The 19,655-nt window shown below is 60.4% G+C and carries 15 protein-coding genes; 11 read left to right on the top strand and 4 right to left on the bottom strand.

The window, feature by feature from the left end; translation table 11 throughout:
- The first annotated feature begins 10 nt into the window (after nucleotides 1–10).
- Both J5M72_RS22950 and J5M72_RS22945 read left to right on the top strand, forming a co-directional pair.
- Nucleotides 11–241 (top strand): DUF4160 domain-containing protein, encoded by a 231-nt coding sequence (locus J5M72_RS22950; RefSeq protein ID WP_169429289.1) that lies wholly within the window; start codon nucleotides 11–13, stop codon nucleotides 239–241.
- Complete coding sequence (locus J5M72_RS22945) at nucleotides 229–729, top strand: helix-turn-helix domain-containing protein (protein ID WP_169429290.1); 501 nt, start codon at nucleotides 229–231, stop codon at nucleotides 727–729. The genes J5M72_RS22950 and J5M72_RS22945 overlap by 13 nt, the downstream gene beginning before the upstream one ends.
- Here the strand turns inward: J5M72_RS22945 and J5M72_RS22940 are convergent.
- Nucleotides 726–1,802 carry a DUF748 domain-containing protein gene (locus J5M72_RS22940; protein WP_207867188.1) on the bottom strand — a complete coding sequence of 359 codons (1,077 nt, stop codon included), beginning with the start codon at nucleotides 1,800–1,802 and terminating at the stop codon, nucleotides 726–728. The genes J5M72_RS22945 and J5M72_RS22940 overlap by 4 nt on opposite strands.
- A gap of 128 nt (nucleotides 1,803–1,930) precedes the next feature.
- Here J5M72_RS22940 and cysK point away from each other — a divergent pair, with 128 nt between their 5' ends.
- From cysK to J5M72_RS22925, 3 genes are all read left to right on the top strand, one after another.
- Entirely contained in the window at nucleotides 1,931–2,905 is a 975-nt protein-coding gene (cysK, locus tag J5M72_RS22935) for a cysteine synthase A (RefSeq protein WP_207867187.1), read from the top strand.
- A 187-nt stretch (nucleotides 2,906–3,092) separates the two neighbouring features.
- The gene (locus tag J5M72_RS22930) at nucleotides 3,093–4,031 is read left to right on the top strand and encodes an aspartyl/asparaginyl beta-hydroxylase domain-containing protein (protein ID WP_169429293.1); all 939 of its coding nucleotides are present in this window, start codon (nucleotides 3,093–3,095) and stop codon (nucleotides 4,029–4,031) included.
- A 635-nt stretch (nucleotides 4,032–4,666) separates the two neighbouring features.
- Nucleotides 4,667–5,530, top strand: a complete 864-nt coding sequence (locus J5M72_RS22925) for a DMT family transporter (RefSeq protein WP_207867186.1) — start codon at nucleotides 4,667–4,669, stop codon at nucleotides 5,528–5,530.
- Nucleotides 5,531–5,587: 57 nt separating this feature from the next.
- Here the strand turns inward: J5M72_RS22925 and J5M72_RS22920 are convergent, their stop codons facing one another.
- Both J5M72_RS22920 and J5M72_RS22915 read right to left on the bottom strand, forming a co-directional pair.
- Entirely contained in the window at nucleotides 5,588–6,496 is a 909-nt protein-coding gene (locus tag J5M72_RS22920; protein WP_169429296.1) for a DMT family transporter, read from the bottom strand.
- Between the two features lie 84 nt (nucleotides 6,497–6,580).
- A complete protein-coding gene (locus tag J5M72_RS22915) occupies nucleotides 6,581–8,206 on the bottom strand; it encodes a methyl-accepting chemotaxis protein (protein ID WP_207867185.1) in 1,626 nt (541 codons plus the stop codon).
- Nucleotides 8,207–8,626: 420 nt separating this feature from the next.
- On the opposite strand from J5M72_RS22915, the gene aceK reads away from it, so the two are divergent.
- The 5 genes from aceK (at nucleotide 8,627) to J5M72_RS22890 (ending at nucleotide 16,774) form a co-directional block, all read left to right on the top strand.
- Nucleotides 8,627–10,348 carry a bifunctional isocitrate dehydrogenase kinase/phosphatase gene (aceK, locus tag J5M72_RS22910; RefSeq protein WP_169429298.1) on the top strand — a complete coding sequence of 574 codons (1,722 nt, stop codon included), beginning with the start codon at nucleotides 8,627–8,629 and terminating at the stop codon, nucleotides 10,346–10,348.
- 188 nt (nucleotides 10,349–10,536) lie between these two features.
- Nucleotides 10,537–14,448, top strand: a complete 3,912-nt coding sequence (gene hrpA / locus J5M72_RS22905) for an ATP-dependent RNA helicase HrpA (protein ID WP_207867184.1) — start codon at nucleotides 10,537–10,539, stop codon at nucleotides 14,446–14,448.
- Between the two features lie 213 nt (nucleotides 14,449–14,661).
- On the top strand, nucleotides 14,662–15,783 hold the full coding sequence (locus J5M72_RS22900; RefSeq protein WP_207867183.1) for a beta-ketoacyl-ACP synthase III: 1,122 nt from the start codon (nucleotides 14,662–14,664) through the stop codon (nucleotides 15,781–15,783).
- A 149-nt stretch (nucleotides 15,784–15,932) separates the two neighbouring features.
- Nucleotides 15,933–16,544, top strand: coding sequence for a sigma-70 family RNA polymerase sigma factor (locus tag J5M72_RS22895; RefSeq protein ID WP_169429301.1), 612 nt, complete (start codon nucleotides 15,933–15,935; stop codon nucleotides 16,542–16,544).
- On the top strand, nucleotides 16,538–16,774 hold the full coding sequence (locus tag J5M72_RS22890; RefSeq protein ID WP_169429302.1) for a zf-HC2 domain-containing protein: 237 nt from the start codon (nucleotides 16,538–16,540) through the stop codon (nucleotides 16,772–16,774). The genes J5M72_RS22895 and J5M72_RS22890 overlap by 7 nt, the downstream gene beginning before the upstream one ends.
- A gap of 132 nt (nucleotides 16,775–16,906) precedes the next feature.
- Here J5M72_RS22890 and J5M72_RS22885 read toward each other — a convergent pair whose 3' ends face one another.
- The gene (locus tag J5M72_RS22885; protein WP_207867182.1) at nucleotides 16,907–18,238 is read right to left on the bottom strand and encodes a putative porin; all 1,332 of its coding nucleotides are present in this window, start codon (nucleotides 18,236–18,238) and stop codon (nucleotides 16,907–16,909) included.
- Between the two features lie 280 nt (nucleotides 18,239–18,518).
- On the opposite strand from J5M72_RS22885, the gene J5M72_RS22880 reads away from it, so the two are divergent.
- Nucleotides 18,519–19,643, top strand: a complete 1,125-nt coding sequence (locus J5M72_RS22880; RefSeq protein WP_207867181.1) for a GNAT family N-acetyltransferase — start codon at nucleotides 18,519–18,521, stop codon at nucleotides 19,641–19,643.
- Nucleotides 19,644–19,655 lie beyond the last annotated feature (12 nt).

Below are 19,655 nucleotides of genomic sequence, written 5' to 3'. Positions count from 1 at the left end.
GCCTTCGGGCATGACTACCAAATACCGATTTCGCGAAAAATATCGCATTCAGTTGCGCGAGAAGGATCACCCGCCACCCCATGTTCACCTGACCGGTGGCGGAGTGGATGTGATGCTGAGCCTGGAAACCGTCGAGGTCATGATGGGCAAGGCACCGCCACTGATCGTCAAGGAAGCGTTGGAGTGGGTTTCGGCCCATCAGACGCAATTGCTGGAGGACTGGAAACGATGTTACTCATGAAGCGGCCGCGGCTGGCGGCAGTGCAGGCTCTTGGCGATGCTTGTCTGTCGCTGACCTTTATCGACGGACAACAGATGAACCTGGACTTGAGCCGCGATCTGCAAACCTATCCGGGGCTCGCTCCGCTACTGGACGCTGAAGTCTTCGCAACCGCTGAGTTGGGTGACGACGGCTGGAGCGTGGAGTGGCTGGAACCGGATATCCAGATTGGTGCCGATACCTTGTACCGGGACGCGCTCGCGCAAAATGCGCCGGACGAAAACACACGGATTTTCATGGATTGGCGCGCTCGAACCGGTTTACCGTTGAATGAGGCAGCCGAAGCGTTGGGTGTCAGCGCTCGCAGCATCAGTCGCTACAGTAATGGCCGGGAAGCCGTGCCCAGGTCATTGGCCCTGGCCTGTCTGGGTTGGGATTCGCTGCAGGAAAAACCTGCACTGATCGCGGCAGAGGATACCGGGCGCTACATCGTCAACCGAAAAACTTAGCCCGCATCCGGCTTCGGCCGTTCATACCGGGCATTGAAGGCCTGAATGAATCCGTTGCGCAAAATCTGCAAAAACGCTTCGAACGCGCTGATATCTTGCTGGTGCACGCTGCCACTGAGTTCGACGCGGGTGGCGAACTGGTTCTTGCCCTGGTTTTTCAGCACGGTTTCGGTGCCGCCGACCAGTGCTTCCCAGATCGAGCGGAAGATGCCCTTGTTCTTGTTCTCGACATCCTGCTGCCAGTTGAACACGTCGACGTCGCGCAGCAGCGGTTTGATGTAGCCCTTGAGCTGACCCTTGTTGGCGGCGGCTTCGATGACCACGTCGCCGTGGCCGGCGTTGAAGTCGAATTTGCCGTAGGCCGAGGCGAAGTCGTTCATGCGCTTGAGTTCGAGGTCACGGGCACGCAGGCGGAACTCGAAATCCTCGAAGTTGCTTAACGGATCGAACGTGGCGGAGGTCTCCAGAGGTGCCTGACCGAGCAGCAGGGCCTTGCCCTCGAAGCGGGCATCGCGCTTGCCCTTGTTGTCCACGACGTTGGTCAGGTTGTAGATGCTCGCCTCAACGTTGGTGGCGTTCATGTTCACCGGTGGTTTGGAGTTGAAGTTGCGAAAAGTGATGCGCCCATCGTTGATCTGCACCTCGTCGAGGGTGATCGGCAGCAACTTGCCCAGTTGGGCACGCCAGTCGGTGCCTTTACCGGTCTGGGAATTTTGCTTGTTGGCACCACCATCGACGAAGTTCACTTGTGGCTTGAAGAACTTCACCTGCGCCACCACCGCATGGTCGTACCACAGCGAGTGCCAGCTGACGGACAGGTCGATCAGCGGCGCATCGACGAACGGCACCGGCACTTTGCCGTCGACCTTGACGATTTTCAGGCCGTTGATCTTGTAGGCCCCGCGCCAGAGCGCCAGATCGACGTCGGTGATCTGGCCGCGGTAGTCGCCCATGTTGGCCAGTTTCTCATTCAGGTAGTCGCGCACGAGGTAGGGCAGGGCGATGTGCAGGGCGACCAGCAACACCACGATGGTGGCGACAATCCATAACGGCCAGCGGTAGCGACGCTTCATGGCAACAAATCCCGAACGGTGTAAAGCGATTGACTGCCGCCTGCAGCAGACGTTCGGCCCGACTGGACTGAGGAGGTCAACAGGCTTACCTTGGAGCGCTGAATTCAACGCTGCACAAGGACCCAGCCATGAGCCGTATTTTTGCTGACAACGCCCATTCCATCGGCAACACGCCGCTGGTGCAGATCAACCGCATCGCGCCCCGTGGCGTGACCATTCTGGCCAAGATCGAAGGTCGCAACCCGGGCTACTCGGTCAAGTGCCGGATCGGCGCCAACATGATCTGGGACGCCGAAAGCAGCGGCAAACTCAAGCCGGGCATGACCATCGTCGAGCCGACTTCGGGCAATACCGGCATCGGCCTGGCCTTCGTGGCGGCCGCTCGCGGTTACAAATTGCTGCTGACCATGCCGGCCTCGATGAGCATCGAACGGCGCAAAGTACTCAAGGCATTGGGCGCCGAACTGGTGCTGACCGAACCCGCCAAGGGCATGAAAGGCGCGATCGAAAAGGCCGCGGAGATCGTTGCCAGTGATGCGGGCAAATATTTCATGCCGGCCCAGTTCGATAACCCGGCCAACCCGGCCATCCACGAAAAGACCACCGGCCCGGAAATCTGGAACGACACCGACGGCGCCATCGACGTGCTGGTGGCGGGCGTCGGCACTGGCGGAACCATCACCGGTGTATCGCGGTATATCAAGAATACGGCGGGCAAGCCGATCATCTCGGTGGCTGTGGAGCCGGTGTCTTCGCCGGTGATCACCCAAGCCCTGGCCGGTGAGGAGATCAAGCCAAGCCCCCACAAGATTCAGGGTATCGGTGCCGGTTTTGTGCCGAAGAACCTGGACCTGTCGATGGTCGACCGGGTCGAGCGCGTCACCGACGAAGAATCCAAGGTCATGGCGCTGCGTCTGATGCAGGAAGAGGGGATTCTGTGCGGCATCTCCTGCGGAGCGGCGATGGCTGTGGCGGTGCGCCTGGCGGAAACCCCGGAAATGCAGGGCAAGACCATCGTGGTGGTACTGCCGGACTCCGGTGAACGTTATCTGTCGAGCATGTTGTTCAGCGATCTGTTCACCGATCAGGAGAACCAGCAGTAAGCGGTCCGTTGATTCAGGTCAGCCCTGGTTCAGGAGCGCTATGCTAATTAGTGCTTTGTTGCGCAATTCTTAACACTGAATCTTGGGTTGGGCGGGTTTTTCCCGGAGCCGGTAGTGTTTATCATGGCCGGCCGCCATGTCGGGTAAATGACAGGGCGTGGCGTTGTTTTTTTTCAAGGAGTCGTTGATGACCTTTTCGTTGGCCGCCAAGGTATCGGTGTTGCTGCTTTTCGTGAGCAGCATCCTCTACGTGCATTTGCGCGGCAAGGCGCGTTTGCCGGTGCTGCGCCAGTTCGTCAACCATTCGGCGCTGTTCGCTCCGTACAACGCCTTGATGTACCTGTTTTCCGGTGTGCCGTCCAAACCGTACCTGGACCGCAGCAAGTTCCCGGAACTGGACGTGCTGCGCGACAATTGGGAAACCATCCGCGACGAAGCGATGCATCTGTTCGACGAGGGCTACATTCGCGCCGCCGAGAAGAACAACGACGCCGGTTTCGGCTCTTTCTTCAAGAAGGGCTGGAAGCGTTTCTACCTCAAGTGGTACGACAAACCGCTGCCCTCGGCCGAAACCCTGTGCCCGAAAACCGTGGCACTGGTGAGCGCCATTCCCAACGTCAAGGGTGCGATGTTCGCGTTGTTGCCGGGCGGCAGCCACTTGAACCCGCACCGTGATCCGTTCGCCGGTTCCCTGCGTTATCACCTGGGGTTGTCGACGCCCAACTCCGACGATTGCCGGATCTTCGTTGACGGTCAGGTCTACGCCTGGCGTGACGGTGAAGACGTGATGTTCGACGAGACTTATGTGCACTGGGTCAAGAACGAAACCGAACAGACCCGCGTCATCCTGTTCTGCGACGTCGAGCGTCCGCTGAGCAACCGCCTCATGACCCGCATCAACCGCGCCATCAGCGCCTGGCTGGGCCGTGCCACCGCCCCGCAGAACCTCGACGACGAGCGCGTCGGCGGGATCAACCGGGCCTATGCCTGGACCAAGAACTTCAGCGACCGGTTCAGCGGTGTGGTCAAACAGTGGAAACGCCGCAATCCAAAGGCCTACCGCGTAATGCGGCCGGTGCTGGCGGTGGTGGTGTTGACGTTGCTGGGGTATTGGCTGTTTGGTTGAGGCTGGATGCAGACGTGTAAAAAAAACCGCTCCTTGTGAGCGGTTTTTTATGCGGGGAAGATAAAGGATGCGCCGGCGAGAACACCTCCCGGCTCTTCCGCTGCTGGATTAGCAAATGCCTCTCTGATTCGGAGTAACTCCCTTTCAGATAATTCTCCAGCAGAGAGCTTTCCTTTGGCCCTGATCGATTTGGCGCCTGGCGCTTTGTTCTCAGCGACAGCTTTCATGGCGTCTTCACTATGGTCGTTGCAATTGCAAACGAGCCTATGCGCCTGCCTCTCCAAGTCATTGCAATCCATGTCGCAGGCTGGTTATAGTCGGCGCTCGTGAGTTCCACTAGTCACCTTCCATCCCTTCAAAAAAGATCAGCCCAGATGCCTGCATCCCTCATCAACGCGGTAGTCGATTCAGCGGTCAACGCTGGCGTCGTGCCGTGCGGGAATCAGCAGCCTGTGCAGATCAGTCATTTCCCTCCACCTGTCAGTAGCACGCCGGTGTGCGCAATCGTATCACCGCCGGGCGTTGGTGTTTCGGGCTGATCAGCGTTTTCTGCTGACCCCTGTGCCCGCCTGAAAAAACCTACTGAATTTCAGCTTCGGCTGAGTTGGCTATTTGCCTGACTACAGGTGGTATTCATGTTTGTCCTTTCGAAAAAGTCCGCGCTCGCGGCGGCGTCCACGAGCCTGTTCGTTCTGCTGTGGAGCAGCGGGGCGATCTTCTCCAAGTGGGGGCTGGCCCACGCCTCGCCCTTTGCCTTTCTGCTGATCCGTTTTGTGATCGCCCTGTGCGGGCTGGTGCTGCTGGCGCCGTTGCTCAAGCTGAAATTGCCCAAGGGCGGCCAGCCGATGCTGTATGCGATGGCTACCGGGGTGGTGCTGTTGGGCGCTTATCAGATCTTTTATCTGCTGGCGCTGGACCTGAAAGTCACGCCCGGGGTGATGGCGACCATCATGGGCGTGCAGCCGATTCTCACGGTGGTGATCATGGAGCGGCAGCGCTCGGCGAGCCGGATGTTTGGTCTGGCGCTGGGGCTGGCGGGTCTGATCATGGTGGTTTACCAGGGCATCGGTCTGGCCGGAATGTCGCTGGCGGGGATGTTGTTCGGGCTGCTGGCGTTGGCGAGCATGACCTTCGGTTCGATCATGCAGAAGCGCATCACCGACAATCCCCTCGGCACGCTGCCGGTGCAGTACCTGGCCGGTCTGTTGCTGTGCGGGATTGTCGTGCCGTTCCAGCCGTTCCACTTCGAGCACAGCGCCGGTTTCATCGTGCCGGTGTTGTGGATGGGACTGGTGGTTTCCGTGCTGGCGACGTTGCTACTGTATCGACTGATCGCCCGGGGCAATCTGGTGAATGTCACCAGTCTGTTCTATCTGGTGCCTGCCGTGACCGCGGTGATGGACTACCTGATCTTCGGCAATCGCCTGGCGGCGTTGAGCGTGCTGGGGATGCTGTTGATCATTGTCGGACTGGTATTCGTGTTCCGTAAATCGGCGTAACAGCCACAAATGAAAAAGGCCCGGGAGGAAACTCCCGGGCCTTTTTGCATCTGTCGATCAGCGAGTCGCGGCTTCTACCGGTTTCACTGTCGCCGGCTTCAGTACCAGCCATAGCGCAATCGCGATCAACACTCCGCCGTACACGTGGGCCATCGACAGCGGTTCATCCAGAAACAGTGCGCCCCACAACACGCCGAATGGCGGGATCATGAAGGTCACGGTCATCGATTTCACCGGCCCGATGGAACTCAGCAGGCGGAAATAAATGATGTAGGCAAACGCAGTGCAGCCCAGACCCAGGCCCAACAGCGACAGCCAGACATTCCAGCCACCCCAGCTCACCGGTGGCTGGGTGATGACGCTGTAGCCGAACAGCGGCAGCAGGAACAGCGTCGCACCGAGCATGCTGCCCAACGCCGACAGACGGCTGTCGAGCCCGCCGGCCTGATCCAGCCAGCGCCGGGCGAGGAAGCCGGCGAAGCCGTAGCAGGTCGTTGCGAGCAGGCAGGCGACAGCGCCCATCAACAGCGGCAGATCGAACGCGACCGGGCCGGCGCGGGTCAGCACACCCACGCCGAGCAGACCAAGGAAAACTCCGGCCAGCTTGGCCGCCGTTAGTTTTTCACTGAAGAACAGCCCGCCGATCAATACGCCCATCAGTGGCGTGGTGGCATTGAAGATCGCGGAGTACCCGGCGGGCAGTACCTGGGCTGCGACGGAATACAGGGTGGCCGGAACGCCGGAGTTGATCACGCCCAGCATCATCACGGTCTTGAGCTTGCCTTTGAAATCCCAGTTGATGCGCATCAGACCAAGGATCACCAGCAAACCGACGGCCGCGATCGAGACCCGGAAAAAACCGGTAGGAACGGTGCCGATCGCGGGGGCGATGATGCGCATGAACAGGAAGCTGGCACCCCAGATCGCAGCCAGCGACAACATGCGGAAAATATCGACAGGGCTCACGGGCAACTCCTTCCTTGATGGGGACGAGAGTGTTGCCGAGCGCCCTGACGATGGCAACCGCCAAACGGGCATTTAATTGTCCCGTCAGAGCACGAAGCGTGTCACCAGCCCGTTGAGGTCGACAGCGAGGCGCGACAGTTCCTGACTGGCGGCAGACGTCTGGGTGGCGCCAGCGGCAGTCTGCGTCGACAGGTCGCGGATGGTCACCAGGTTTTCATCGACTTCCCGGGCCACCAGTGCCTGTTGCTCGGCGGCACTGGCGATCACCAGATTGCGCTGGTTGATCTGCGAGATCGACGCGGTGATTTTCTCCAGAGCCTGGCCAGCGCTGTTGGCCCGGCGCAGGGTGTGGCTGGCTTGCTCGGCGCTGCTTTGCAACGCGCCGACAGTGGCGCCGGTGCCTTGCTGGATGCTGCTGATCATCAGCTCGATTTCTTCGGTGGAGTTTTGCGTGCGCTGGGCCAGCGAGCGGACCTCGTCGGCAACCACTGCAAACCCACGTCCGGCCTCGCCGGCTCGCGCCGCTTCAATGGCGGCGTTAAGCGCCAGCAGGTTGGTCTGCCCGGCGATGCCGCGAATCACTTCCAGCACCTTGCTGATGTCCTGGGCCTGAGTCGCGAGGCCCTCGGCCTGTTCGGAGGCACCGAGCACGGCACTGACCAGTTCCTGAATCGAACTGATGGTCTCACTGACCTGCACATGCCCGTGCCTGCTGTCCTCGTTCGACGCTTGGGACGCCTCGGCGCTGGATACCGCATTGGCGGCCACTTCATCCACTGCCGTGCTCATCTCGGTGACCGCGGTGGCGGCCTGTTCGATCTGATCGTTCTGCTGTTGCAGGCCGCGGGTGCTCTGTTCCATCACCGAACTCATTTCTTCGGCGGCGGAGGCAAGCTGTTGGGCCGATTCACTGATGCCGCGAATGGTCGAGCGCAGATTGCCCTGCATCTCGGCCAGCGCCGTGAGCAACTGTGCCGCTTCATCATGACCCTCGCTGTCGATGCGGCCGCTGAGATCACCGGAGGCAATCCGTCGTGCCACGTTCAGCGCCTGATTGATCGGCGCTGTGATGCTGCGGGTCAGCCGCCAGGCCAGCAGCAACGTGGCAATCAAAGCGATGACGATAGTCGTGGCGACGATCCATAGCGCCTGCTGGTACATCGCCGCCGCGGATTTGGCCGCGGCATCCGCGCCTTGTTGATTGAGAGCGATCATTTGCTCCAGGGTCTTGTCGAGCACGCTGCCCTGGGGGGCCAGTTCATTGGTCAGACGCATGTAGGCCTGGTCATTTTGACCGGCGTCGATCTGTTTGAGGATCTGGTCGAGGATCGCCAGGTACTTGGCCGTATCTGCACCCAGGCCTTCCAGCATTGCCCGTTCCTGATCGTTGGCAATCAAGGCCTTGTGATCGTCGAGGCGCTTGAGCAGCTCCTGTCGCTGCGCCGTGAGAATACCTTTGCTTCGCTCGCGCACGGCAGCCTGGGTGCTGGTGATCAGGCGCAGGGATTCAAGGCGGATGCTGGCGATGTTCGCCGCTGTGTCATGAATGCTTTCGATGCTGGGCATCCATGATTCTTCGATCACGGCTGCGCTTTCGCGAAGGCCTTTCATCTGGCTCAGACCGAACAGGCCAACCACCACCAGCAGACTGGCCAGAACGGCAAAACACAAACTGGCGCGCAAACCGATGCGCAGATTCCGGATAGACATCAATGTGCTCCTTGGGCTTTGGGGGAGAGAGGTCGTCCTCGTGGGCCGAGGATCTTGTTGTGAGGCGGGGTAATGGCGGGCTGTATATCAAAGTGCCATCATCTTGGTAAGGGCAGACACCCGCCAACGTCGCAGACAATGGAAAGGAATGGACAAGTCTGGAAAAGCCGCGGGCTAGAGATGTCGCTGCTTGATTGGATCCGAAACCCAGTGAAATCGCGGGCTGGCGCGTTATCACGAAAAGAGCGCGGATGCCGCTTTGCTGACCGAACGGTCGATTAAAAAAACTTTGATAAAAACTGTGTCGTTGTACAACCCGGTCGCGGATTTGGCAGAAATTACGCTTCTCCTGTCCCCGGTTCCGTGGCTAAGCTCAGGCCTTCGAGCACAGATTCTTCAATTCCCGCAGAGGTCTCATCTATGCCGCAGCAATGGCCAGCCACCGACATCGCCCGCATGATCCTCGATGGCTTTGACGATTACCGCGAGCATTTTCGGCGGATCACCGATGGCGCCCGTGAGCGCTTCGAGCAGGCGCGCTGGCAGGAGACGCAAACCGCGTCGGCGGCGCGGATCAACCTCTACGAAGACAAGGTCGGCGAAACCGTCGCGCGCCTGCGCGAGTATTTCGAGGCGGACACGCTGATGGATGTCAGCTGCTGGCCGCTGGTGAAAAGCGCCTACATCAGCATCATCGACCTGCGTTTTGACGATGAGCTCTCCGAGACCTGGTACAACTCGATCTTCTGCGGACTGTTCAGCCACGACCTGATCAGCGACGGCTGCATGTTCATCCATACCACCCGGCCGAGCCTGCGCCGTGCCCGGGCCGCACAGACCCGCACCTACAAACCCCATGGGCAGTTGTCGGGCATGCTCGCGAGCATTTTTGCCGATTACCGTTTCAGCGAGGATTACGCCGATCTGCCCCGGGATCTGCAGCGTCTGGAAGCGCAACTGCGCGAGAACCTGCCGGACTGGGTGTGCAAGGATCCGGAGCTGAGCGTCGAACTGTTTTCCTCGGTGCTGTACCGCAACAAGGGCGCCTATCTGGTCGGACGCATCTACACCAACGACGATCAGTGGCCGCTGGTGATTCCGCTGCTGCACCGCGAGGGGCGGGGGATTCAGATCGACGCGCTGATCACTGACGAAGCCGATGTATCGATCATCTTCTCGTTCACCCGTTCGTATTTCATGGTGGATGTGCCGGTGCCGGCGGAGTTCATCGGCTTTCTCAAGCGCATCCTGCCGGGCAAGCACATCGCCGAGCTGTACACCTCGATCGGCTTCTACAAGCACGGTAAATCCGAGTTCTACCGCGCCCTGATCAATCACCTGGCCAACACCGACGACCAGTTCATCATGGCTCCGGGCGTGCGCGGCATGGTCATGAGCGTGTTCACGCTGCCGGGTTTCAACACGGTGTTCAAGATCATCAAGGACCGCTTCTCGCCATCGAAAAACGTCGATCGCGCCACGGTGATCGAGAAGTACCGACTGGTGAAAAGCGTCGACCGTGTCGGGCGCATGGCCGATACCCAGGAGTTCGCTGATTTCCGCTTTCCGTTGAGCAAGTTCGATCCGGCGTGCCTGGCCGAGTTGCTGGAAGTCGCGCCGTCCACGGTGTCGCTGGAAGGCGAAACCGTGCTGATCCGCCACTGTTGGACCGAACGCCGGATGACCCCGCTCAACCTCTATCTGGAAAACGCCAACGAAGCCCAGGTGCGCGAGGCGCTGGAGGATTACGGGCTGGCGATCAAGCAACTGGCGGCGGCCAACATCTTCCCCGGCGACATGCTGCTGAAGAACTTTGGCGTCACCCGTCATGGCCGGGTGGTGTTCTACGACTACGACGAGATTTGCTTCCTCACCGAAGCCAACTTCCGCCACATCCCGCCACCGCGCACGCCGGAGGACGAAATGGCTTCCGAGCCGTGGTATTCGATTGGACCGCTGGACGTGTTCCCCGAGGAGTTTCCGCCGTTTCTGTTTGCCGATGCCAAGCAGCGCAAGTTGTTCGATCAGTTGCATGGTGAGCTGTACAACGCCGATTACTGGAAGGGCCTGCAGGAGGCGATCCGGGCCGGAAAAGTCATCGACGTCTTCCCGTATCGGCGCAAGGGCCTCGATAACGAGTGACTTTCTGGAATTGCTGCGCAATTCATCGCGAGCAGGCTCGCTCCCACATTTGATCGCGCTGTGCACCGGTTTTATGGTCGCTGGTAATCCAGGGTGGGAGCGAGCCTGCTCGCGATCGGCCGCGCAGCGGTCGTAAAATCTGCGACAATCGCGTCCTTGCGCCACTAGACGACCGAATTGCGTACCCGATGACCGACGAATCGCCCTCCATCGACAAACTGCTGAAAAACCTCGATCACGCCATGCTCGCCGACCGCCACCGGCTGCGGCGGCAGTTGCTTGAGCTGCGCAAGAAACCCGACGAGGCCAAGCTGGCCCAGTGGGTGGCGCGCATGCAGGCGTCCTGCGATCAGGTGCTGGCGCGCAAGGCCAGCCTGCCGGTGATCCGTTACGACGACAGCCTGCCGATTGCGGCCAAGCGCGACGAAATCAAGAAGGCCCTGGAAAAGCATCAGGTGTTGATCATCGCCGGCGAAACCGGCTCGGGCAAAACCACCCAGTTGCCGAAAATCTGTCTGGAGATCGGTCGCGGCCAGCATGGTCTGATAGGCCATACCCAGCCCCGTCGAATCGCAGCACGCAGTGTGGCCAGTCGGGTCGCTGAAGAACTCGGCACGCCGCTCGGCGCACTGGTCGGCTATCAGGTGCGATTCGAGGATCAGAGCGATTCCAATACGCTGATCAAACTGATGACCGACGGCATCCTGCTGGCGGAAACCCAGAACGATCGCTACCTCGAACGCTACGACACGATCATTGTCGACGAAGCCCACGAACGCAGCCTCAACATCGATTTTCTGCTCGGTTACCTGAAAACCCTGCTGCCGCGTCGTCCGGACCTGAAGGTCATCATCACTTCGGCGACCATCGATCTGGAGCGCTTCTCCAAGCATTTCGATGATGCGCCGATTGTCGAAGTGTCCGGACGCACCTTCCCGGTTGAAACCTGGTATCGCCCGCTGACGCTTGAGCAGGACGAAGAGGGCAACCGCGTCGAAGACGACCTGACCGTGGATCAGGCGATCCTCGCCACCCTCGACGAAATCGCCGCGTACGAGCGCAGCGAGCGCCGCAGCCCCGGCGATGTGCTGGTGTTCCTGCCCGGCGAGCGTGAGATCCGCGACGCCGCCGACATGCTGCGCAAGGCCCAGCTCAAACACACCGAAATCCTGCCGTTGTACGCGCGCCTGTCGCCGGCCGAGCAGCAGCGGATTTTCCAGTCGCATCCGGGGCGTCGTGTGGTGCTGGCGACCAACGTCGCCGAAACCTCGCTGACCGTGCCGGGCATCCGTTACGTGATCGACAGCGGCACCGCGCGCATCAGCCGCTACAGCTACCGCGCCAAGGTCCAGCGACTGCCGATCGAAGCGATTTCCCAGGCCAGCGCCAACCAGCGTAAAGGTCGCTGCGGCCGGGTCGAGCCGGGTATCTGCGTGCGCTTGTACAGCGAAGAGGATTTCCTTGGTCGCCCGGAATTTACCGACCCGGAAATTCTGCGTACCAACCTTGCGGCGGTTATTTTGCAGATGCTCCATCTGCGCCTCGGCGAGATCACGGATTTTCCGTTCATCGAACCGCCGGACGGCAAGGCGATCAGCGACGGTTTCAACCTGCTGCAAGAACTCTCGGCGGTGGATCGCAACAGTCAGCTGACCCCGCTCGGCCGCCAGCTGGCGCGCCTGCCGGTGGACCCGCGTATGGGCCGCATGTTGCTTGAAGCGGCAAAGCTCGGCAGCTTGCAGGAGGTGCTGATCGTGGCCAGCGCCATGTCGATTCAGGACCCGCGCGAGCGTCCGCCGGAACGCCAGCAAGCCGCCGATCAGGCCCACGCTCAGTGGAAAGACGTCGATTCGGACTTCGCCGGGCTGGTCAATCTGTGGCGCGGTTTTGAAGAGCAGCGCCAGGCACTGACCGCCAGCCCGCTGCGCAACTGGTGCCGCAAGAATTTCCTCAACTACCTGCGCCTGCGCGAGTGGCGTGATTCCCATCGCCAGTTGAGCCTGATCTGCCGCGATTTACAGTTGAGCGTCAATAAAGAGCCGGCGGATTACCCGAAACTGCACAAAGCGGTATTGGTCGGCCTGCTCAGCCAGATCGGGCAGAAAACCGAGGACGGCGACTATCTTGGCGCCCGTCAGCGGCGGTTCTGGATTCACCCCTCGTCGGGCATCGGCAAGAAGCGTCCGCAATGGGTGATGACCGCCGAACTGGTGGAAACCACCAAGCTCTACGCACGGATGGTGGCGAAGATCGACGCCGACTGGATCGAACCGCTGGCCGGGCATCTGATCAAGAAGAACCACTTCGAACCGCACTGGGAGAAGAAGCGCGGCCAAGTCGTTGCGTTCGAACAGATCACCCTGTTCGGCCTGATCGTGGTTGGCCGTCGACCGGTGCATTACGGCCCGGTGGATCCGGTGGTCTCGCGGGAGCTGTTCATCCGCGAAGGCCTGGTGCGGGGCGAGATCCAGTCCCGGGCCAAGTGCCTGACCGCCAACAAGCAATTGCTGGAACAACTCGACGAACTGGAAGCCAAGGCTCGCCGCCGGGACATTCTGGCGGACGAAGAAACGCTGTTCGCGTTCTACGATGCTCGACTGCCGGCGGAGATCCATCAGACCGCGACGTTCGACAGCTGGTATCGGGTCAACAGCCAGAAAGACCCGCAACTGCTGATCATGCGCGAGGAAGACGTGCTGGCTCGCGAGGCCAGCGAAGTCACCGCCCAGCATTACCCGGACACGCTGCACATCGGCGATCTGGAGCTGGCCCTGAGTTACCACTTCGAACCGAATCACCCGCGCGACGGCGTGACCTTGCGTGTGCCGGCGCCGCTGTTGCCGATGCTGCCACCGGAGCGTCTGGAGTGGCTGGTGCCGGGGCTGATCGAGGCCAAGTGCATTGCGCTGGTGCGCAACCTGCCAAAAGCCTTGCGCAAGAACTTCGTGCCGGTGCCGGACTTCATCAAGGCCGCGCTGCAACGCATGACCTTTGCCGAAGGTTCGTTGCCGCAAGCGTTGGGTCGTGAGCTGCTGCGCATGACCGGTGCGCGGGTCAGCGACGAAGCCTGGGCCGAAGCGGCGCAACAGGTCGAAAGCCATCTGCGGATGAACCTGGAAATCGTCGACGGCCAGGGCAAGTTCCTTGGCGAAGGACGGGATCTGGCGGAGCTGACCGCACGTTTCGCCGAAGCCAGCCAGGCCGCATTGGCCGTGCCGCAGAGTGCGAAAAGTCAGCAACCGGTGGAGGCCAAGGTCTTCGCGCCGGTGGCGCAAAAGACTCAGCAGAAGATCGCCGGACTGTCGATGACGGTCTATCCGGCGCTGGTGGAAGAGGGCGGCACCGTCAAGGAAGGTCGCTTCTCGACGCCGGCCGAGGCCGAGTTCCAGCATCGCCGCGCCTTGCAGCGCCTGTTGATGCAGCAACTGGCCGAACCGGCCAAGTTCCTGCGCGGCAAGTTGCCGGGCCTGACCGAACTGGGTTTGCTGTACCGCGAGCTGGGTCGGGTCGATGCGCTGGTGGAAGACATTCTGCTGGCCAGCCTCGACAGCTGCATTCTCGACGGCGAAGACCCGTTACCTCGCGACGGCGCAGGCCTGGCGGCACTGGCCGAGCGCAAGCGTGGCAGCTGGACCGAGCACGCCGAGCGGGTGGCACGTTTGACCCTGGAAATTCTCAAGCTCTGGCACGGTCTGCAAAAGCGCTTCAAGGGCAAGATCGATCTGGCTCAGGCGGTGGCGTTGAACGACATCAAGCAGCAGCTCGGTCATCTGGTGTATCCGGGCTTCGTCCGGGAAACGCCGATGGTGTGGCTCAAGGAGTTGCCGCGTTACCTGAAAGCGGTCGAACAGCGTTTCGAGAAGCTGGGCGCGCAGGTTCAGAAGGATCGGGTCTGGAGCGGCGAACTCGCCGGCCTCTGGACGCAATACCAGACCCGCGCCGCCAAGCATGCCCAGGAAGGTAAACGCGATCCGCAGCTTGAGCTGTATCGCTGGTGGCTGGAGGAGTACCGGGTTTCGCTGTTCGCTCAGCAGTTGGGGACGAAAGTGCCGATCTCCGACAAGCGTCTGAACAAACAGTGGACGCAGGTCGAGGCCTGACCTCCGATCCTGCAAAAGGCGCCAAAAGCCAAGGTTTATGGCAAACTTCGCGCCTATAAACGCCGGCCCCGCGGTTTTGAGCCTTCTCTACTGCGGGCGAGGTCGGAATAAAGCGATGCCAGGTTTTTGCGTCCCTTGATACGGGAATGGACCCTTTGCGTGTTGGCACGTCGGTGCCAGCACTTTCTGCCTGAACAGATTAGAGAAACGACCATGCATAACGTCGTCATCAGCGGCACCGGCCTGTACACCCCGGCCAACAGCATTTCCAACGAAGAGCTGGTGCAGTCTTTCAATACCTACGTCGCCCGGTTCAACGCGGACAATGCTGACGCCATCGCCAGCGGCGAGATTCAGGCTCTGACCGAATCCAGCGCCGCGTTCATCGAAAAAGCCTCGGGCATCAAGAGCCGCTTTGTCATGGACAAGGACGGCATCCTTGATCCGCAGCGCATGGCGCCACGCTTGCCGGAACGTTCCAACGACGAATGGTCGGTGCTCTGCCAGATGGCCATCGGTGCTGCCGAGCAAGCCTTGCAGCGCGCCGGCAAGACCGCCGCAGACATCGACGGTGTGATCGTCGCCTGCTCCAACCTGCAGCGCGCCTATCCGGCCATCGCCATCGAAGTCCAGGAAGCACTGGGCATCCAGGGTTTCGGTTTCGACATGAACGTTGCCTGCTCGTCGGCGACCTTCGGCATCCAGCAGGCGGCCAACACCGTGCAACTGGGCCAGGCCCGGGCGATCCTGATGGTCAACCCGGAAGTCTGCACCGGTCACCTGAATTTCCGTGACCGCGACAGCCACTTCATCTTCGGAGACGCGGCAACCGCCGTCGTCATCGAGCGTGCCGATACGGCGACGTCGAAACACCAGTTCGACGTGGTCAGCACCAAACTGCTGACCAAATTCTCCAACAACATCCGCAACAACTTCGGCTTCCTCAACCGTGCAGCGGAAGAGGGCATCGGTGCCCGCGACAAGCTGTTCGTGCAGGAAGGCCGCAAGGTATTCAAGGATGTCTGCCCGATGGTGGCCGAACTGATCGGCGAGCATCTGGAAGAGAACAAGCTCAACGTCGGTGACGTGAAGCGCTTCTGGCTGCACCAGGCCAACCTGAGCATGAACCACCTGATCGTGCGCAAGTTGCTGGGCCGCGAAGCGACTGAAGAAGAAGCCCCGGTGATTCTCGACACCTACGCCAATACCAGCTCCGCCGGTTCCGTGATCGCATTTCACAAGTATCAGGACGATCTGGCGGCTGGTTCGCTGGCGGTGCTGAGTTCGTTCGGCGCCGGCTACTCGATTGGTAGTGTGATTCTGCGCAAGCGTTGAAATTAAGGTTAATTTCCTCTTAATCGTGTTGATCTTTCCTACAGCCGGATCAACTGCAACGCTGTAATTTTCGAGGGTGACGGCAGGGTGGTGCGTTGAGCGCCATCCTGCCGTTATCATTTTCGAAGTCAGGACAAGGGGATTGAGGGATGGCGGCTGACGACACCCAACTGCTGGCACGTTTGCTGGCTGGTGAGCAGAAGGCTTTCAAGGAACTGGTCACGACCTATCAAAGCGCCATGCGCGCGGTAGCCTATGCGATTGTCGGCCAGCGCCACGTCGAGGAAGTGGTGCAGGACGCCTGGCTGTCGGTGGTGCGCCATATCGGCAGTTTCGAGGGGCGCTCCAGTCTCAAGACCTGGCTGCTGACCATCACCGCCAACTCGGCCAAGGGTCGTTACAAGCAGAACCGCCGCGAAGTGCTGATGGATGATCTGCCGTCGCCCCACGGCACCATCGACGACGACCGTTTTTCCACCGGCGACGGCCATTGGCTGATCGCCCCGTTCGCCTGGCATCAGGACACCCCCGAAGCGCTGCTCACCGAGGGTGAGTTGCGCGAATGTCTGGAGCACACGCTGCTGAGCCTGTCGGAACTGCAAAGCAGTGTGCTGGTGTTGCGCGAGCGCCAGGGCCTTGAACTGGAAGACATCTGTAATCTTCTGGAAATCTCGCTCTCCAATGTCCGTGTGCTGCTGCATCGGGCACGTTTGAAGGTCTTCGCGACCGTGGAACATTTTGAGGAGACAGGCGAATGTTGACCTGCAAGGAGCAAGTGGCACGTTCCAGCGATTATCTCGATGGCCAGTTGAGCTTTCGCGAGAAGTTGTTGGTGCGTCATCACCTGATGTTCTGCCCCAATTGCCGGCGTTTCATTCGTCAGATGCGTCTGATGCAGGCGACATTGCGGGTGATGCCGGAGAAACCGGATGAGGGTGTGGATGCGTTGGCCGAGCGTTTGGCGGCACAGCGGCGAAAAGACAGTCCCTGAGGCAAAAAACAGCCCGGCGTAACAGCGGCGAACGGATGATGGGGGTCGCTGCTGCACCGGGCTGTAGGAGAAAAGCAGCTTCAAGCGACAAGTGAGGCATTCACTCGCGGCTTGAAACCTGGCATTGCTGTTTTAGAACTTGGCTTCGGCATCCAGTTGCAGCGTGTTGATGTCGGAGTCGGTCTTCTTGAGGCTGGCGTTGGTGTAGTCCGAGTTAGCCATGAAATACGTGGCGCCCAGGGTGAAGTTCTTGTCCAGCTCGTAGCTCACTTTCAGCTTGCTGCCGCGCGAACCGGTGTAGCCGTTGGCGAAGTCGGAGTCGGTGAAGGCACCCACCACCGCGTTACGCTGTACGTCGCGATAGTTGTAGTCGACGCCGAAGCCGTAAACCTTGGTCTTCACGCCGGCCAGCCAGCCAGTGTCCTGGTCGTTGCTGGCGTCTTTGTTGTTCACGTACTGACCGTAGATCGACAACGGAACCGGCAGGTTGGCGATGTCCAGTTGACCGAAGCCTTCATACAGTTTGAAGGTTTCGTTCGGGCTGTTGCCGTTGACGGCCAGGGCGCATGGCGCGGTCACGGTGCCGCTGGTAGGGCAGGCGCTGTTCTTGTCGTTGTCGTAGGAATAGATGCTGCCGCCCAGGGTCAGTTTCAGGCTGTCGGTCAGTGCGAAACGACCGCCCAACTGGCCAGCGTACAGACGCAGGTCGTGCTTGAACTGCACGCCTTCGCCGTCGACGTTGTCCTTGAGGGTGTAGTGACCGGCGCTACCGAACAGCTCGGTGCTGCCGCTCACTGGGTACTTGTAGGTAACGGCCAGGCCTTCCGGGTTGATGTCGCTGTCCCAGATGATGTCGCCCATGCTCACCCATGGCTGGTTCATTTTACCGGCGATCAGGTGCAGGTTCTTGATCGCGTCAGGGTGGTAGTCGACGTAGCCCAGGTCGAGCCAGATCTGCTTCTTGTCGAAGTAGTTGTTCAGGTCCTGGTTGGTGGAGCGGGCGTCGTCGCTGCTGCCGGTGGCGATACGGATACCGGTATCAACCTGCGGGTTGATTTCGGTGTAGGCACCCAGACGGGCACGAATGCGCTGACGGTCCTGGTCCTTGGCGTTCGGTACGCCGTCGTTCTTCACGGTTTCCTGGCGGAAACGTACGTCGCCCTTGAACTGGGTCTTGGCAGCCCAGGCGAGTTTCTGGTCGAAGCTGCTCAGCTCGTTGGTTTTCTTCGCGGTTGCCGCGATTTGCTCGTTGGTCTCTTGCTGCGCCTGCTGCGCGATTTGCTGGGCCTTCTGATCCTGGGCCAGTTCGGTTTGCAGTTCTACGTACTGCGCCTGGGTGATGGAACCGTTAGCCTTGAGCATGTCGAGCAGTTTGGCGTCGACTGCGGCACTGGCCGGAACACTCATGGCCAGCAACAGGCCACCGCACAGGGCCGCCGCAGTTTTCGTGGAAGCAAGACGCATAGCATTCTCCGAAGATGAGAGGGATGGCTGAACCATCCTGGGCACAACCGACAATTTGAAGGTCGGAAAACTGTGTCCGGGTAGAACCCGGCGCTCTAAAAACAGGCGCCAGTATCGCGATGGTTTATGACAGAGCAGTGGCACGGTGATGGCAGGTTGATGACGATACAAAACCTCCGTGAACTATTGATCCAGAGCGCTGTCGCGCAATCGGACGTGGGCAAGACGGGGGCGATCAGCGATACTCGCGAGGCTTTCAGGGCCAAAAGTGGAGAGGAAAATGCCGTTGCAGCGCCTGCAAAAACTGTCGGAAATCGAACCGGTGTTCTGGGATGCACTGGTGCCGGAAAACCAACCGTTTCTGCGCCATGCCTTCCTCGGTGCACTGGAGGACAGCGGCAGCGTCGGCCCGCACACCGGCTGGCAGCCGGAACATTTGCTGCATGTGGAAAATGGTCGTCTGATCGCGGCGCTGCCCGCGTATCGAAAGTGGCATTCCTACGGCGAATACGTCTTTGATCACGGTTGGGCCGACGCCTGCGCCCGCGCCGGCATCGATTACTACCCCAAGTTTTTGAGTGCGGTGCCGTTCAGCCCGGTCACCGGGCCACGCCTGTTGGCGGCGAACGTCGAGGATGGGTTTGAACTGCTCAAGAGCCTGCCGGGTTATCTGGAAATCGAAGAACTCTCCGGCGCCCACATCAACTTCACCGATGCCTTTACCGATGCCGCCATGGCCGAGCAGCCGGGCTGGCTGCAACGCATCGGCTGTCAGTACCACTGGCAGAATCGCGGCTATCGCGACTTTCAGGACTTTCTCGACGTGCTCAGTTCGCGCAAGCGCAAACAGATGCGCAAAGAGCGCGAGCAAGTGGCGGGGCAGGGGTTCGAATTCGAATGGCTTGAGGGCAGAGAGCTGGACGAAGCACAGTGGGATTTTGTCTACGCCTGTTACGCCAACACCTACGCGGTACGCCGGCAGGCGCCGTACCTGACCCGGGAGTTCTTCAGCCTGCTGGCAGAGCGCATGCCGGAATCGATCCGCGTCGTGCTGGCCCGGCAGGGTTCAAGGCCTGTGGCGATGGCATTCAGCCTGGTGGGCGGCGACAGTTTTTACGGGCGCTACTGGGGATGCCTGGCCGAGTACGACCGGCTGCATTTCGAAACCTGTTTCTACCAGGGCATGGACTACGCGATTGCCCAGGGTTTTCAGCGTTTCGACGCCGGCGCCCAGGGCGAACACAAACTGATTCGCGGGTTTGAACCGGTGATCACTCACTCCTGGCATTACCTTCGCCATCCCGGTTTGAAAGCCGCGGTCAAAGACTTCCTGCACCAGGAGCGCGCCGGTGTACTGGCCTATGCCGAAGAGGCGAGGAGCGCCTTGCCGTATCGGCAAGCCTGATCCTCGCCACTG

This window comes from Pseudomonas sp. 58(2021), from assembly GCF_017491585.1.
Classification (GTDB): domain Bacteria; phylum Pseudomonadota; class Gammaproteobacteria; order Pseudomonadales; family Pseudomonadaceae; genus Aquipseudomonas; species Aquipseudomonas fluorescens_BT.
The sequence above is the reverse complement of the archived record's forward strand: the minus strand, read 5'-3'. Positions and strand labels throughout refer to the sequence as shown.

Coding starts and splice junctions, on each gene's coding strand:
- J5M72_RS22950 (WP_169429289.1), top strand. CDS start 11: ATGACTACCAAATACCGATTTCGCGAAAAATATCGCATTCAGTTGCGC.
- J5M72_RS22945 (WP_169429290.1), top strand. CDS start 229: ATGTTACTCATGAAGCGGCCGCGGCTGGCGGCAGTGCAGGCTCTTGGC.
- J5M72_RS22940 (WP_207867188.1), bottom strand. CDS start 1,802: ATGAAGCGTCGCTACCGCTGGCCGTTATGGATTGTCGCCACCATCGTG.
- cysK (WP_207867187.1), top strand. CDS start 1,931: ATGAGCCGTATTTTTGCTGACAACGCCCATTCCATCGGCAACACGCCG.
- J5M72_RS22930 (WP_169429293.1), top strand. CDS start 3,093: ATGACCTTTTCGTTGGCCGCCAAGGTATCGGTGTTGCTGCTTTTCGTG.
- J5M72_RS22925 (WP_207867186.1), top strand. CDS start 4,667: ATGTTTGTCCTTTCGAAAAAGTCCGCGCTCGCGGCGGCGTCCACGAGC.
- J5M72_RS22915 (WP_207867185.1), bottom strand. CDS start 8,206: ATGTCTATCCGGAATCTGCGCATCGGTTTGCGCGCCAGTTTGTGTTTT.
- aceK (WP_169429298.1), top strand. CDS start 8,627: ATGCCGCAGCAATGGCCAGCCACCGACATCGCCCGCATGATCCTCGAT.
- hrpA (WP_207867184.1), top strand. CDS start 10,537: ATGACCGACGAATCGCCCTCCATCGACAAACTGCTGAAAAACCTCGAT.
- J5M72_RS22900 (WP_207867183.1), top strand. CDS start 14,662: ATGCATAACGTCGTCATCAGCGGCACCGGCCTGTACACCCCGGCCAAC.
- J5M72_RS22895 (WP_169429301.1), top strand. CDS start 15,933: ATGGCGGCTGACGACACCCAACTGCTGGCACGTTTGCTGGCTGGTGAG.
- J5M72_RS22890 (WP_169429302.1), top strand. CDS start 16,538: ATGTTGACCTGCAAGGAGCAAGTGGCACGTTCCAGCGATTATCTCGAT.
- J5M72_RS22885 (WP_207867182.1), bottom strand. CDS start 18,238: ATGCGTCTTGCTTCCACGAAAACTGCGGCGGCCCTGTGCGGTGGCCTG.
- J5M72_RS22880 (WP_207867181.1), top strand. CDS start 18,519: ATGCCGTTGCAGCGCCTGCAAAAACTGTCGGAAATCGAACCGGTGTTC.